We start from the raw sequence: 14,430 nt of genomic DNA on the forward strand, positions 1-14,430 counted from the left end.
CAGACCGCACCCGCGGCATACAGGATCTCATATTCCGCCATGGAAGTCAGACAGGACACAGCCTATGAGGCCCGGCTCGCGGATATCATCGCAGCCGTCAGGGATACGTTGCGCCGGCGCTGGCTGGTCCTGACGATCGTCACGGCACTGATCGTCGTCGCCGGGGTGGTGGTGGTCTACCAGATGACACCCTTGTATTCGTCCCAGGCGCGAATCCGCATCGATCCGTCGCGCGATCCGCTGTCAAAAGCGGCCGATGCGCGAACCGAGCTATCCGCCGAAGCGATCGAGACCGAAGTTACGGCGATGTATTCGCTCGACCTCGCGCGGCAGGTGGTGCGCAAGCTCAATCTGATGAACGACCCCGAATTCGCAGGCGCGCTCCTGAATTCGGACAATGCGAAGGTACTCAACTCCGCACAGCGCGAAACCACCGTTGCCAACGCGGTGCTCAGCAAGCTGGGCGTGTATCGCGAGGGGCAGACCTATGTGCTCGGCGTGTCGTATGTCTCGCGAGATCCGGTCAAGGCGGCGGCAATCGCGAATATGTTTGCGGAACTTTATATCTCGGGTCGGGTAGGCGACAAGACCGGTACGGCCACGCAGCAGGCGCAGTGGTTCGAGAGGCGCCTTGCCGAAATGGGCGAGGAGGTCCGCAAGGCCGACGCCGCCGTCGCCCAATATCGCGCACAGTCGGGGCTGTTGCAGAGCACGGCCAGCGGTGTCGGCACGATCGCCGATCAGCAGGTCGCGCCGCTGGCGGGTAGCCTGGCGGCAGCAGATTCCGAGGCAGCGGCCGCACGCGCCAATTATAGCTCTGCACGCGCGCAGGTGGCACGCGGCGGGCTGGAGTCGGTGTCGGAAGTGCTCAATTCAGGCGTGATCGCGGACCTGAAACGGCAGCGCACCGAAGTGATGCGCAACAAGGGCGAGATCGAGGCGCGCTATGGCAGCCGCCATCCCGAGAGCATCAAGATTCGCGAACAGCTCGAATCGATCGACGTCGCCATCGCTGCCGAGGCACGCCGGGTGCTCGGCTCTCTCCAGGCGGCATCTGCCTCCGCCGATGCCCGCGCCGCGAGCCTGCGCAAGACGTTGAACGAACTCGACGGCAAGCGCGCGCTCGACGCCCGCAACACCGTCGCGATCGAAGGCCTGGAGCGCGAAGCGGCAGGCAAGCGTGCGCAGTATGACAGCCTGTCGCAGCAGGCGCTCGCCAGCGTCCAGGCGTCGCGCAACTCCATGTCGCAGGCGGCGATCATCGATCGTGCCGAGCCGGCACGTGCGCCCTCATCCCCGAACAAGCCGCTGCTGATCGCGCTGGCATTAGTCGCTGGCCTTGCGGCCGGTGCGAGCACCATCACGGTCCAGGAATTGATGTCGGGCGGTCTGCGGACGTCGGATGAGGTCGAGTCGCAACTGGGTATCCCGCTGCTCGCCGCGGTGCCGCGCGAGACGGCGCCGAACCCGGCGGATCTCCTTATCGAACGGCCGACCTCCTATTTCGCGGAAGCCTATCGCATTGCGCGTGCGGCCCTGCTCGGAAACAAGGAGGGCCTGTCACAGATCATTGCGATCACGTCCTCAGTGCCCAGCGAGGGCAAGACGACGACTGCCCTGGCCTTTGCGCGCACCCTGGCGATTGCAGGCAGCAAGACGCTGCTGATCGAATGCGATGTCCGCCGCGCCGCGATGCGCCGGCTGGTGAAACAGGAGCCGACCCGTGGCGGCATCGTCGAAGTTCTGCAGGGCAGCGCCACCCTGGCCGACACGATGACCCAGGGTGACGTCCCCAATCTCGATCACCTGCTGGCACAGACGCCCTATTACACGTCCGAGAACCTGTTCGGCAGCGGCACGATGGAGCAGTTGCTGAAAGAGGTGCGCGGGCGTTACCAGCATATCGTGCTCGATCTTCCGCCGCTGATCGGCCTGGCTGACAGCCGCGCGCTGGCGGTGATGGCCGACATGACGCTGATGGTGGTCAAATGGGAAGATACGCCGGGCAAGGTTGCCGCCCAGGCATTGTCGATGCTTCAGGGCGACGGTGCGAATCCGGTTGGCGTCATCCTGACCATGGTCGATTCGTCGGCGGACGTGGTCGGGGGGAAATATTATTCCCGCAAATATTCGGATTATTATCAGGCGGCATGACGCCGTGCCGGAACTGCCATCGCCGGCCACGGGAGGAACAAGCGCGCGGTTGATCGATCTGGGCCGGTACGGGTTCGCGCTGACCGGCCCGGTCGGTGCTGCCGGCGCGCAATTCCTGTTGTCGCTGGTGTTGTTGCGGATCCTCGATCCCGACAGTTTCGGCCGCTTCGCCCTCCTGCTTGTCATTGCGCAGTTCAGCTGGGGGATCTGGTCCGCACTGTTCTGCGCGCCGCTGCCGAGACTGCTCAGCGAGGCGGGGTCATCGGTGCGAGAGGCGGCCGTGCCCGGCATCCTCCTGGCCAATCTGGCGGGCGTGGTGCTGGCCTTGCCGACCTTCTCGGTCATGGCGTATCTGGTCAACGAGCCCCTGGGGGCGGCGCTGGCGTACGCAGTGTTCGTCTCGGTGAGCCTGCTGCGCTGGTTCGCTCGCGCACTGGCCTATGCGCATGGCGAGCAGGGCAAGGTCGTCATGTCCGACCTTCTCTATGCGCTGATCCTGATCGGCGGGACAGCGTGGCTGGCGGTGGCGCCCGACGCGTTGGAGGTGCAGGCCTATGCGCTGCTCGCCATGTCGGTGATCGTCGCGCTGGCGCCTTTCGGCATGTCCTATCTGCCGCAGCGGTCGGCGGGTTCGATGTTCTCGCGCCTGAAGGCCTATGGGCTGATCTGGAACGACTATACCCGCTGGTCCCTGATGGGCGTCGGGGCTTCGGAACTCACGGCGAATGCGCATACCTATCTGGTCGCCTTCCTGATCGGGCCGGCGGCATATGCACCGATCGCCGCGACTGCGCTGCTGATCCGGCCCGTTTCGGTCGCGACCAACGCCCTGATCGAACTGGAACGTGCCCGCATGGCGCGCCTGTCCGGGCCAGACAGGCGCGTGAAAACCGTGGCGATGCTCCGCTTCTTTCGCCTGATCATCGTGTTGATCGTGGTGACGACCGCGGCGCTCAGCGCGGCGCTGCTCTGCTACGATCCTCGGCTCCTGTATCCGGCCGCTTATGCGCCGTCGTTGCTCGCGCTCGGCACCGCGCTGTGGATCGCGACGATCGCGGTGCGTGTCCTGCCCTTTCCCGAAAGCGCGCTGCTCCAGTCGCTCGGGGCGTTCCGGCCGCTGGCGATGACCGGGATATGGTCAGCCTTGCTGTCCTGCGTCGCGGTCGCTGCGATCCTGGCGGTCGCGCCGCCGATCTGGTCGATCGCGGGCGTGTTTCTGGGCCAGGCGTTGGGAGCGGTGCTGATCTGGCGTGAAGCGCGGCGATGGATCTCCGGGATTGGCGCACCGTGAAGGTCACCATCGGCATCAAGGCACTGAACGAGGCGGCGCATATCGAGGCATCGGTGCGCAGCGCGCTCGCTGCGGTGGCCCCGCTGGGGGGGCGCGTCGTCCTGGCCGACAGTGGATCGCGGGACGCCACCACGGACATCGCCCGGCCGCTCGATGTCCGGGTGGTGCAGCTTGCCGACCCTGGCGACGCCTCGTGCGGGGCTGGCGCGCAGCTCGCCTATCAATATGCCGAGGGCGAGTATTTTTGCCTGATCGATGGTGACATGACACTGGTGCCGGGCTTTCTGGAAGCGGGCCTGGCCTATCTCGAGGTGCATCCCGACGTCGCTGGCGTCGGCGGCGAGGTGATCGAGCGGAACCTTTCCACGCTCGAGTTCCAGATCCGCGCCGCCGCGGTCCGGGACGAAGCGCATCGGCGCGAGGGGCTGGTCGATCGCCTCGACGGCGGCGGCATCTATCGAATGGCGGCGATCCGGCAGGTCGGCTATTTCTCCGACCGCAATCTCGGTTCGTTCGAGGAATTCGAACTGGCCGCGCGCCTCGACGCCGCCGGGTGGAAACTGGCGCGGATCGATGTCCCTGCAATCGAGCATAGCGGTCATTCCGGCAGCAGCTATCCGTTGCTGCTCCGGCGGCTGACCTCGGGCCAGTTGAGCGGGGCAGGGCAGGTGCTGCGCTCGGCGCTCGGTCGGCGGCAGCTTCCCTTCGTGCTCACGCGGCTGAAACATGTCCGCGCGGCGATGACGATCTGGGCATGGTGGTGTGCGTGCGTGGCGTGCGGCGTATTCGCCCCACTCGCCTTGCCGGCGCTGCTGCTCGGTCCCTGCGCCTTCCTGGTCTGGCGGCGCGGTTCGCTGCGGCTCGGGATCTTTTCTTTCTGCCAGTGGAATCTGGTGGCGGTCGGAATCATCGCAGGGCTGCTTCGCTCGCGCGTCCCGCCCGACCGCCCGGTACCCGCCGTCGAACTGAGCCCGCAGTCTAAGCCTTGAGCGCCGCGCGCACGCCGGCAGTCTCGTCGAATGTCGGTACAAGCCGGGCGACCACCGCGGCCCAGGCATGATCCGTCCGGACACGTCCCGCCATCAGCGCGCCACGCGCGCGCATTTCCGCCGGTGACAGGGTCGCCACCCGGTCGACCGCCTGCGCCACCGCATCACCCGCAGGAACCACCAACCCATCATAGCTGGTGACCATGGCCCGGACGCCGGCCATGTCGAGCACGACGGGCATCGTCCCCATCGCCATTGCTTCGAGTACGATCAGCGGAAAACTGTCGAGCGTGGAGAGATGGACAAGAATGTCGGCCTCGCCCAGCGCCGTCAGCAGCGCTTCCTCTGTCATCCAATCCTCAAGCGAGACCCGGGTTTCCAACCCGGCGCTGGCGATCTGCCGGCGGATGCGCGCCAGGATATCGGGCTCCGCGCGGCCGATGATGCGGGCGGTGAAGTCGATGTCGCGCCGCTGCATCTCGGTGCAGAGATCGAGCATGCGGAAGCTGCCCTTGCCCTCCGAAAGTCGGCTGGCATGGACCAGCTGAAGCGGCCGGCTGCTGCGATCCGCGGGCGCCGCGGTCAGGCTGGCCTCGGGGAGGAAGGTTCGGATGACCGAGCGCGGTACGCGCCTGGGCAACAGGATTTCGTCCTCCTGTCCTTCGAACAGCAATGCCAGCCGGTCTGCCAGCGTCAGCAGCGACGCGCTGACCCGGCGAAGTAGTGGCGACCGCTGCAGGCGGCTGTTCGCGCCCAGATGCGGGGTGACGAGGACGGGAAGGCCGAGCAGCTTCGCCCAGGCGAGATAGGTCAGGTCCGCGAGGTTGCTGAACTGAAGCCAGACCAGGTCCAGCCCCTCCCGTCGTGCCCTGAGCAGCGCCGCCAGCCCCCTGAACAGGCCGGGCAGGCGCGCAGGCGACAGATAGGCGCTATTGGTGGGCAGCGCCACCGCCTGCCACTCGCCGCCATGGGCCTCGATCGCCCGCGTCGCGCGCAAGCAGAACGCCTCGAGCCCGCCGGGATGGAATGGCGAGCCTCCCAGGATGCATAGCCGCACCTAGGTCGCAGCCGGATCGGCCGACGGGGCAGGGTCGGGGGCGGTCGGACGCGACCGCTCTCCCCGCTTGTTCGCCCAGTTCAGCGCCTCGGTCGACATGCGCAGCCTGCCATCGCGCTTTTCCAGCCGGACCAGCGTGCACAGCATGGCGATCGCGACCATCAGGAACACCTGCCCGATCATGTCGCGGTCCATCAGGCTCGATTCGGAGCCGTTATGCGCGATACAGAATAACAATGTCGCCGCAATCAGCGCGCCGCGCTCTCCCTCGGTCGCGCGGCTGTTGAGCAGCTGGATCAGCGGCCAGACCAGCGTCGCGAACAGAACCAGGATCAGGCCGGGAATGCCGATCTGGACGAGCAGATCGAGAAAGCCGTTATGGCCCTGGGCGATCGTCCTGACCCAATCCGTCCCATAATAGAGAATCGGGCTGCGATCCCCGATATTCCAGAACGACCCATAGCCCGATCCGAACCAGCGATTATTCAAATGATACTGGTACAGAGCCTGCCAGATCTGGGTACGTCCGGTGAAGGCCGTGGGGTCGTTGAGCACCCGCATGAACGGATCGCTATAGGCGCTTTGCGCCCATGCCCCCACGATGCCGAGCACGATCACCATGCCGATCACTGCCGAGCGATAGCGCGACTTGTAGCGGGCGAAGATCAGGCCGAGCACCACCCCGCCGACGCAAAGTGCCATCGAAGTGCGCGAGCTGGTGTATAGCAGGAAGATGGCGGCAGGAACGATCACGGCAATCTGCACCAGCCGCGGGATTCGCTGCCGGTCGAAGGCGAAGAACAGCACCGTCAGCGCACCGATCAGCCCGGCAATGTTTTTATGCCCCATGACACCGCGCCAGTCGCCAACCAGCGATGTGTCCTCGGGATCGTTGACCTGATGGATGGCCATTTCGGGCGCGACGGCGATCGACGCGAAATTTACCACGAGTGCGATCACGAGCAGCAGCCGGATCATGGCCAGCGCCCGGTCATAGCCAAGCTGGCGGACGAGGACGAAGACGCCCCAGATGATCACGCTGGTCAGGATCAGCCGGCGCAGCGCGATGCTGGGGTCGATCGCCCATAACAGGCTGAGCCAGCACCAGCCCAGCGCCAGCAGCAAGGGCCAGGGCACGACCGCCAACCGCTCGGGGTTGCTGAACGGGCGGATCGCGATCACGCATGCGATGAAGATCGCGATATAGCCGACTTGCCGCCACAGGCTGCCGACACCGCTATGATCGACCGTGCCGAAACTCATGAGCGGCCCGAGCAGCGTCAGGATAAGCAGTGCGACCATCGCGGCGGCGGCCAGCCCCAGATGGACCGACGCGCCCGGACGCTTCGCGCTGCGGCTGCGCCGAGACCGTGCGGGCTTTGCATTCGACGCCATGATGCTTGTGTCCCCCCGGAACCGATCTTCGCGGTCGTTCTAGCGCCGCTTCAACTATGGGGTAACCCTGCGCCGACGTTTATCGAGCGCCTTGGGACGGCCCGCCGGCGCGCTTCTGCCAGCTCGAATACTCCTGATCCAGAAAATCGCTCAGCTTGGTGCGGAGCCGTTCCCGCTCGGGGACTTCGGCACGTTCCGATGGCGGATCGAGCGTCTCGGCCATCAGCCGTGCCAGATCCTCGGAGCCGTTTGCGACATACAGACCCTTTCGGGCTTCGAGCGCGCGCACGGTCGAGAGCTGGTGATCGTTGCGATGTTCCTCGAGGCTGGCGAGACGCGGAAGGACGATCAGCGGCTTGAGCAAGCGTTGTGCAGTGACGATCGTGCCGATGCCGGCATGCGACACGGCCAAGCTGCAGGTTTGGAACAGCTCCTCGAACGCGATCGGATCGACGAAGGTACGCCATTCCATGTTGGCCGGCCGGTAACTGCCGCGGCCGATCTGGGCGATGATCGGCACGTTGAGCGTCGGGGCGATCGCATCGACCGCGCTGACCAGTCGATCGAACGGCAGCTGGGTCCCCACCGTCACCAGGATCACAACAGCGCGCCCCAATAGTCTATGTCCCTCTCGTCGGAGAGATGGCGCCACTGGGTCAACCAAAGCGAGGCGAACGGGCGTGCGCATTTGCCACTGAGAGACGGCTGGTCCGAATTCGCGACGCTGTCGATCCAGATCGTCCGCGCGCCCAACAGGCGGGCGGCGATCAGGCAGAACAGGCCGGGCAGCGCGCCGGTACTGATCAACAGGGTCGGCCGCACCCGCCAGATCAACCCGATGCAGGCCGCCAGCGTCTTGAGCGACCGGATCGGCTGATCGCGATTGGAATCGGGGATGACGTGCACGCGCTCCAACCCGTCGCGCACCGCCAGATTGCTGTTCGTCGTGGCGAAAACAGGGTCGAACCGTTCGAATGCGCTGCGGAGCAACATCAGCTCCTCCCAGTGCCCCCCGCCGGAAGCCACCGCCAAAATCTTGAAGCTGGGGGACGGGGCGCCTGGCATTGTGAGCCGGTTATATGCGGTATATCGGGCATTGCTCAACTCTTTCCACTGAGCAGCCGCACAATTGGTTCATCTGTCACGCTTTTCGTGCGTTAACGCATCGAAGCCCACCCGGACATTGCAGGCACGCCCGGTTCGTTATACGCGAGGCGCATAGCGGGAAGGTCGGGCGGTGACCGTCGGGGCGGTTCGGGCTGCTGCGCATGCGTGGTGGCGGAGCGCCGCGAGTGCTGCCGGGCCGGACCGCACTGCCGCGGGGGATGGGCCGATACCATGGTGATGCTGGAGACGTGCGGTGGCCATTAGCCCCCCGTCAGCCTCTCGACAGAAATTGATCTCCACCACCAAGGGGGAGCGCATCTACGCGATCGGCGACATCCATGGCCGGTACGACCTGCTGCGCGATCTGCTGCGGCGGATCGAGGCGCATTCCAAGGCGCTGCCCGAGCCGGGGAGCTTCCATGTCGTCCTGCTCGGCGATCTGGTCGACCGCGGACCCGATTCCGCCGAGATCCTGCGTTACCTCTACGAACTCGACAAGACGATCTCGGGCCTGATCGTCCTGATGGGAAACCATGAGGAAGTCATGCTGCGCGTCTATGACGGCGAGACGCTGCTGCTGCGTCCCTGGTTGCGGATCGGCGGGGCCGAAACGCTGCGCAGCTTCGGGCTGGAGCCGCCGCCCAGGGACGGCGATCCGGTCGCCTTTCTGGAACAGATGCGACGGGCGATCCCGCGTGAGCTGATGGACTGGATGCGCAGCCTGCCGGTCACCGCGCGTTCGGGCGACTATGTCTTCGTCCATGCCGGGGTTCGTCCGGGCGTCGCGCTAAAGCGCCAGACCAAGACCGATATGATCTGGATCCGAGAGGAGTTTCTGCAGTTCCGTGGCGAGCACGGCGCGACCATCGTCCATGGCCACAGCATCTCGCCCAGCGTCGACCTGCAGCCCAACCGCATCGGCATCGATACCGGCGCCTATCGAACCGGCGTGCTCACGGCGCTGTACCTGGAAGGCAGCAAGCGCGAGATCATCGCGACCGGGGAAGTACAGGCGCTCGATGCCTCCGCCCCGGCAGGGCCTGCCCATTGGGACCGGTCCTTCCGGCGGTCGCGGGGATAGATGGTCCAGCTGCGCAAGGATATCTGGCGGCCGTTGATCGTGATGGCGCCGCTTGGCGATATCGTCCGCCAGGGCAGCCTCGAGGGTTTCGATCTGCGTTGGCTGCCCAGCCCCGGCACTCTGCGCTATCTCGCCGATCCGTTCGGATATTGGCGTGACGGCAGGCTTCACGTGTTCGTGGAGGCCTTCGACTATCGCGATGCGGTCGGGACGATCGAGGTGCTGGTCTATGATGCCGAGTACCGCCTGATCGCGCGCGTGCCCGCGCTGCGCGAGCGATGGCACCTCTCATATCCACAGGTCTTCGATGCCGATGGCGAAACCTGGATGCTGCCCGAGGCCAGCGCCTCGGGGACGCTGACCCTCTACCGCGCGGTCGATTTCCCCACCCGCTGGGAGGCGGCGGGGCGCATCGCGCTCGATCACGTGCCGGTCGATGCGACGCCTGTGTTTCATGCGGGACGCTGGTGGTTGTTCTATACGTCGGCGGATCATCCTCGCGATATTCTGCGGAGCCTGCATGTCGCGCATGCAGCGACTCTGGCGGGGCCCTGGACGCCGCATCCGCGCAATCCGGTGCGGGTCGATCTTGCGAGCGCGCGTCCCGGTGGCACCCCGATCCTTGTCGATGGCCGGCTGATCCTGCCGGTGCAGAATTGCGAGCGCACCTATGGCCGCGCGATCCGGCTACTCGAGATCGAACGCCTCGATACGAATGACTTCGTCGCGCGTGAGGTCGCCCAACTCGATGCGCCCAGGGCAGTGGCGCCGTTCGTCGACGGGCTGCACACGCTGTCGGCGGCAGGTCCCGTCACGCTGATCGATGTGAAGCAACGCCAGTTCTCGCTCAAGGGGCTGGCGATGCGCCCCTTGCGCGACCTTCGTCGGCTGCGCGCAAGCGCTCAATAGGCATTCTTGTCGGTGAGGACATAGAAGGTCCGGACGATGATCATCACATCGCGCCAGATCGACCAGCCATGGAGATATTCCAGATCGGAATGAAGCCGATTGGTCAGGTCGCGCTCCTGCTCGGTATTGCCTCTGAAGCCGCGAATCTGCGCCAGGCCGGTCAGGCCCGGCTTGGCGGCATGCCGGTGCCAGTAGCGCTGGTCCACTTCCCAATAGAGCTTTGTCGCCGCCTTGGCGCCCAAGGCATGGGGGCGCGGCCCGACCACACTCATGGTGCCGGCGAGCACGTTCAGCAACTGCGGCAATTCGTCGATGCTGGTGCGCCGAATGAAGCGGCCGACCCGCGTCACGCGCGGATCGCGGCGTGTCGTCAGGCGGGATGCGTCATGATCGGCCACATCGATCCGCATGCTGCGGAACTTGATCATCCTGAATGCCCTGTTGCCCTGGCCGATGCGGATCTGACGGAAGAAGACCGGTCCGGGGCTGTCGATCTTGATCAACAGGGCAATCGTCAGCAGCAGCGGCGACATGATCAGCAGCGCGCCCGATGCGACCACCAGATCGAAGCACCGCTTCGAAAAACTGTCGAACGCGTTGAGCGGTCCGTCGGCCACGACGAGGGTCGACGTGCCGCCGCATCCCGAGACTGCGAGCGGGTGCAGCGCATCGAGTTCCGGCGCGATCACCTCGCTTCTGACATTGGCGCCCTTGAGCGCATGCGCCCACAGCGCACGTCGTTCGGGCTTGCAGGCAACCACGACACGGTCGGCACCGATCAATGCCGATGCCAGTCGGCCATACATGTCGGGACAGGCATTGGCGGGATCGAGCCAGCCCTCGGCGGCGATCACGGACGAAAACTGCGAGAGCGGCTCGCACGCCGCGCCATCGGTGATCAATACGATGCTGTACCGATTATCGGTGAGCAGCCTCTTGCTGTAGCGAAGCACGGCGTCGCGCGAGACTGCGATCAGGACCACAGAGACGCCGCACCCGATTGCGAAGGTCACGCGCGAGAAATCGTCGCCTACCTTGAGGAAGAAGGCGATGAAGGTCAGCACCCCCACGCCGAGCGCGAACGCCGTGATGGCCCGGCTGATGCCAGGGCCCCAATTGCCGAGAATGTCGCCCGCATAGGCGCGAGCATTGGCGGCACACCCCAGATAGACCGGAAGCATGACCGTCGCCATCACATACCATTGGGACTTGTACAGCAGTCCATAGCCGGCGGCGGCAATGAAAAAGCCGAGATAGATTGAGAGCGAATCGAGGGTGATCAGGGCGATGCCCACCCTTCTGCGCAATATGCGCTTCGAGATGCGCGAGGCGCGCGCCGTCCCGGGTGCGGCAGGAGGGATCAAGCGGCCGGCCTCGACATTCATGCCGGGTTGCCGGATCGCCCGGGGAAATTCCGCACCGCCACTTCCGCGGCGATGCCAAGAGCTGGCGTAAACGAGACCGAAATTGCCGGATTACCGAGCCGAATCTTCACGCTTCCACCCCCGATGGCGTCGCGCCGACTTGTGCAGCAATTGCCGCATCGTTCAGAGGTGCGGCTTCTCGTCTTCGTAAACCTATTTCGCGATGCAGCAAAGTCGAAAATGGATGATAAATGCAACCCATTCTGGCAGGATCCGCCATGTCCATCCGGACCCGGCCGCATAGTTTCGCCGGAGTCGGATCAAGCGGGCGCCCAAGGCACTTCAATCGGGACGGCGATGCGACCAGATACGATCCTTCAGTTCGAGAGACTCTACTTCTGGGGCTGGCTCGTCGGCGCGGTGGTCAGCCTGGCCTGGTTCGCGGACTCGCTCGATGCAGTCGCCCGCAGCCCGGGGCTGGGTCAGGGCATGATCCCCGCCCTCCTTGTCATGACCATAATCGGGCTGCTGATCCCGCTTGGCTTGATGTGGCTGATCGCCCGCCGCGCCAGCGTCGTCGCGAAATGGCTGCTGGTGGTGCATGTGCTGGCGACAAGTGTGGTCGTTGCACTCAGCGTGGTGAACTGGAGCCCGTCTCACACCGCCCTCACTCTGGTCACCGCGGCAGCGGCGATCGTGCGAGCGATGTCGCTCAAATATCTCTTCACTCCGACAGCGCGATCCTGGTTCGCGCAAGAGCGCCCTGATCCGTCGCCGGATATCCAGGGCTAGCGAGTCGTCATCGACCCCGGCGTTGCCAAGGGCGTAGCCATGCTGCAATGCAGCATGGCTACGTACGGATTTCACTGGCCGGTTGGCCGGCGGTCGCGGTAGCGCGTGAGGCTTGGATGATCGCCCAGTACGAGTTGATCAAGGACTGGATCGCGCCCGTCGGGGGCGCGGGACGGACGCTCATCCACATTCATTTCGGGTTGTTTTTCTTCCTGACGGGCGCTGCCTTCTCTCGCAGAAGGTTGCGTGCCTGGCCGGTTCTGCTCGCCCTTCTGGCGCTTCAGGTCGCCAACGAATTCGCCGATCTGGCTTTCAAATGGCCCGACATTCCCCGGTGGCTGTGGGCCGATACATTCTTCGACACGCTCAACACGATGCTGTGGCCGACGCTGATCTTCCTGCTGGCATCGGACTGGCATGCGGTGGACCGTATCGACGATCGACCTCAGCCATCGCCGTCCACGGCTGAAGGCGAGGCCGGTCCCGAATCGTCCGTTCCCGAGGACCCTGACCCGGATAGCACCCGATAAGCCGCGGGAAGTTCGCGCGGCGTGAGCGATCTTCCGCCATTGTCCTTGTTGCCCGAGATGTCCGATGCAGCGCCGTGCTCGACAAAAAGTGCGTCGGCCTGATTGCTGCGAATGACCGCATCCTGTCCCGGACGTCGGATCCCGCGCATCGTGATCGGCAGGGTGGCGTCGGGCGCCACTGCACGGTTGCCGGTGAGCTCGACCAGGGTGCCGGCTGCAGTCGAGTCGACAAGGATCGCCGATGAGCCGACGGGCTGCGCCACGCTTGACCGTATCTCGTTATCCCGAATTTCGATCCGCGCGGCGCTCGAGGTAATCGCGTTGATCGGTTCCGACGCGCTTCGGTCGAACGCCAGTCGATTGTCCCGCGCGATGAAGGTCCCGGTACGGCGATAGGCGAGGTTGCAGGTGACGTTCTCGAGCTGGTTGCGCCGCAACTCCAGCGTGCCGAAATAGCTCGCGACGAACCGTCCGGTCCCGGCCTTTCCCTGCCAGCTGAAGCGGTTCCCGATCAGCCTGATATCGATCGCGTCCTGCGGAGACGCGAACCCGGCGCTTCGCATCCCGAACAGCGCCGTGCCCGCCATCGCGCCATATTTTCCGCGCCCGAATCGCAGATGGAGGTTCGTCGCGCTTCCATCCTGCACGCCGATATTGTCGCGAAACTCGACATTCCTGGCTGCGTAGAATGTGGCGAAACAGTAGTTGCCGACATTGCTGACGTGATTGCCATAGGCCACGGCATTGAAGCAGCCTTCGAAATCGATCCCGACATCGGTCATCAGGCTGATGATGTTTCTCGCGACGACGATGCCGTCGCCATTGTTGCCGTACACGCCGCCATTGGCGCCGGACAGCCGGTTGTCCGCGATGTAGATGTCGCGAACCCGGCGCAGGTGGCGGATGTCCCCGCCCTCGTTGCGTCGTGCGCCGCCGCCCCACCAGCTGATATTGGCGAATTTCCCCGTATTGCCCGCGATCGCGACCCGCCGAGCGAACTCGAATCGCGCGATCTGGCTCATATAGGTCTCGCCATCGACCATATTGTCATAGACGAGGATGTCCTCGCTCAGGTCGATGGGCTGGGCCGAAAACCCCGCCTTGAGCGCAGGATCCTCGTCGACCGAACCTTTCGTCCGGTCATACAGGCCCAGCCTCTGGCGGGTGTGACGCAGGGCGAGCAGGCCCATTCGCTGCGACGTGCAGCGCGTGATCGACGCGTCGCGCAGGTTGAAGGCGCGCACGACCGCGCCGTGCGGCTTGAGCGGCGCGGGCCGGATGAAGCGGATCCCGTCGATCCTGACGCCCTTGAGAAAGCCGGACGGATCATCGTCCAGGGCATTGGCCAGGAACAGGTCGCCCTGCGGCGTCTCGACGCTGATGGTCGCGCCCCGGCCGCTTCCCAGGATCGCGATCGGCCGGTTCAACGGAATCTGGCGCGTGATCCTGAGGACGCTGTTCGCCGGGACCAGCAGAACCGAAGCGGTGGCCGCCGCGCGTTCGAGCGCGTCGCTGGCATCGGATGTCCCATCCAGCGCCGCGCCGAAGTCGCGAATGTCGCGCCCGGACCGCCTCAGGTCGTCGAGCCGGGCATAGAAGGTCGTCCGCTGCGGCGCCCATGCCGGCCAATCCTCATGTTCCGCGCCGGCAGGTGCGGTGCGACCGGCAACAAGCAGTGCGGGCGCGATCCCGAAGGGGACCATGAACAGGGCACGGCGGCCGATATCAATGCTGTCGCGCACCTGGTTTACGCTCCGTGCG

Annotated in this window: 13 protein-coding genes; 7 read left to right on the top strand and 6 right to left on the bottom strand. The window is 65.2% G+C overall.

Going from position 1 to position 14,430, the window contains the following annotated elements; translation table 11 throughout:
- Positions 1-39: 39 nt before the first annotated feature.
- Genes TPR58_RS12905 through TPR58_RS12915 form a run of 3 tightly spaced genes read left to right on the top strand, consistent with a single transcriptional unit; the run spans position 40 to position 4,434 of the window.
- Positions 40-2,154, top strand: a complete 2,115-nt coding sequence (locus TPR58_RS12905; protein WP_346247089.1) for a GumC family protein — start codon at positions 40-42, stop codon at positions 2,152-2,154.
- 49 nt (positions 2,155-2,203) lie between these two features.
- On the top strand, positions 2,204-3,445 hold the full coding sequence (locus TPR58_RS12910; protein ID WP_346247090.1) for a hypothetical protein: 1,242 nt from the start codon (positions 2,204-2,206) through the stop codon (positions 3,443-3,445).
- Complete coding sequence (locus TPR58_RS12915) at positions 3,418-4,434, top strand: glycosyltransferase family 2 protein (RefSeq protein ID WP_346247091.1); 1,017 nt, start codon at positions 3,418-3,420, stop codon at positions 4,432-4,434. Before TPR58_RS12910 ends, TPR58_RS12915 begins: the two co-directional genes overlap by 28 nt.
- On the opposite strand, the gene TPR58_RS12920 is transcribed toward TPR58_RS12915, so the two are convergent.
- The 4 genes from TPR58_RS12920 to TPR58_RS12935 form a co-directional block, all read right to left on the bottom strand.
- Positions 4,424-5,431, bottom strand: a complete 1,008-nt coding sequence (locus TPR58_RS12920; protein ID WP_346247092.1) for a glycosyltransferase family 4 protein — start codon at positions 5,429-5,431, stop codon at positions 4,424-4,426. The two genes, TPR58_RS12915 and TPR58_RS12920, sit on opposite strands and share 11 nt — an antisense overlap.
- 60 nt (positions 5,432-5,491) lie before the next feature.
- On the bottom strand, positions 5,492-6,886 hold the full coding sequence (locus tag TPR58_RS12925; RefSeq protein WP_346247093.1) for an O-antigen ligase family protein: 1,395 nt from the start codon (positions 6,884-6,886) through the stop codon (positions 5,492-5,494).
- A gap of 79 nt (positions 6,887-6,965) precedes the next feature.
- The gene (locus TPR58_RS12930) at positions 6,966-7,502 is read right to left on the bottom strand and encodes a glycosyltransferase (RefSeq protein WP_346247094.1); all 537 of its coding nucleotides are present in this window, start codon (positions 7,500-7,502) and stop codon (positions 6,966-6,968) included.
- A complete protein-coding gene (locus tag TPR58_RS12935) occupies positions 7,484-7,879 on the bottom strand; it encodes a glucuronosyltransferase (RefSeq protein ID WP_346247095.1) in 396 nt (131 codons plus the stop codon). Before TPR58_RS12935 ends, TPR58_RS12930 begins: the two co-directional genes overlap by 19 nt.
- Positions 7,880-8,246: 367 nt before the next feature.
- On the opposite strand from TPR58_RS12935, the gene TPR58_RS12940 reads away from it, so the two are divergent.
- Positions 8,247-9,074, top strand: a complete 828-nt coding sequence (locus TPR58_RS12940; RefSeq protein ID WP_346247096.1) for a metallophosphoesterase family protein — start codon at positions 8,247-8,249, stop codon at positions 9,072-9,074.
- Entirely contained in the window at positions 9,075-9,983 is a 909-nt protein-coding gene (locus tag TPR58_RS12945; protein WP_346247097.1) for a glucosamine inositolphosphorylceramide transferase family protein, read from the top strand.
- Here the strand turns inward: TPR58_RS12945 and TPR58_RS12950 are convergent.
- Positions 9,977-11,278 carry an exopolysaccharide biosynthesis polyprenyl glycosylphosphotransferase gene (locus TPR58_RS12950; protein ID WP_346247098.1) on the bottom strand — a complete coding sequence of 434 codons (1,302 nt, stop codon included), beginning with the start codon at positions 11,276-11,278 and terminating at the stop codon, positions 9,977-9,979. The two genes, TPR58_RS12945 and TPR58_RS12950, sit on opposite strands and share 7 nt — an antisense overlap.
- A 426-nt stretch (positions 11,279-11,704) precedes the next feature.
- Between TPR58_RS12950 and TPR58_RS12955 the strand changes: the two genes are divergently transcribed.
- Together TPR58_RS12955 and TPR58_RS12960 are read left to right on the top strand one after the other, a co-directional pair.
- A complete protein-coding gene (locus TPR58_RS12955; RefSeq protein ID WP_346247099.1) occupies positions 11,705-12,139 on the top strand; it encodes a hypothetical protein in 435 nt (144 codons plus the stop codon).
- A 116-nt stretch (positions 12,140-12,255) separates the two neighbouring features.
- Positions 12,256-12,669, top strand: coding sequence for a hypothetical protein (locus TPR58_RS12960; RefSeq protein WP_346247100.1), 414 nt, complete (start codon positions 12,256-12,258; stop codon positions 12,667-12,669).
- Here the strand turns inward: TPR58_RS12960 and TPR58_RS12965 are convergent.
- Positions 12,585-14,411 carry a right-handed parallel beta-helix repeat-containing protein gene (locus tag TPR58_RS12965; RefSeq protein WP_346247101.1) on the bottom strand — a complete coding sequence of 609 codons (1,827 nt, stop codon included), beginning with the start codon at positions 14,409-14,411 and terminating at the stop codon, positions 12,585-12,587. The genes TPR58_RS12960 and TPR58_RS12965 overlap by 85 nt on opposite strands.
- Between the last annotated feature and the right edge of the window lie 19 nt (positions 14,412-14,430).

The organism is Sphingomonas rustica (assembly GCF_039652585.1).
Lineage (GTDB): Bacteria > Pseudomonadota > Alphaproteobacteria > Sphingomonadales > Sphingomonadaceae > Sphingomonas > Sphingomonas rustica.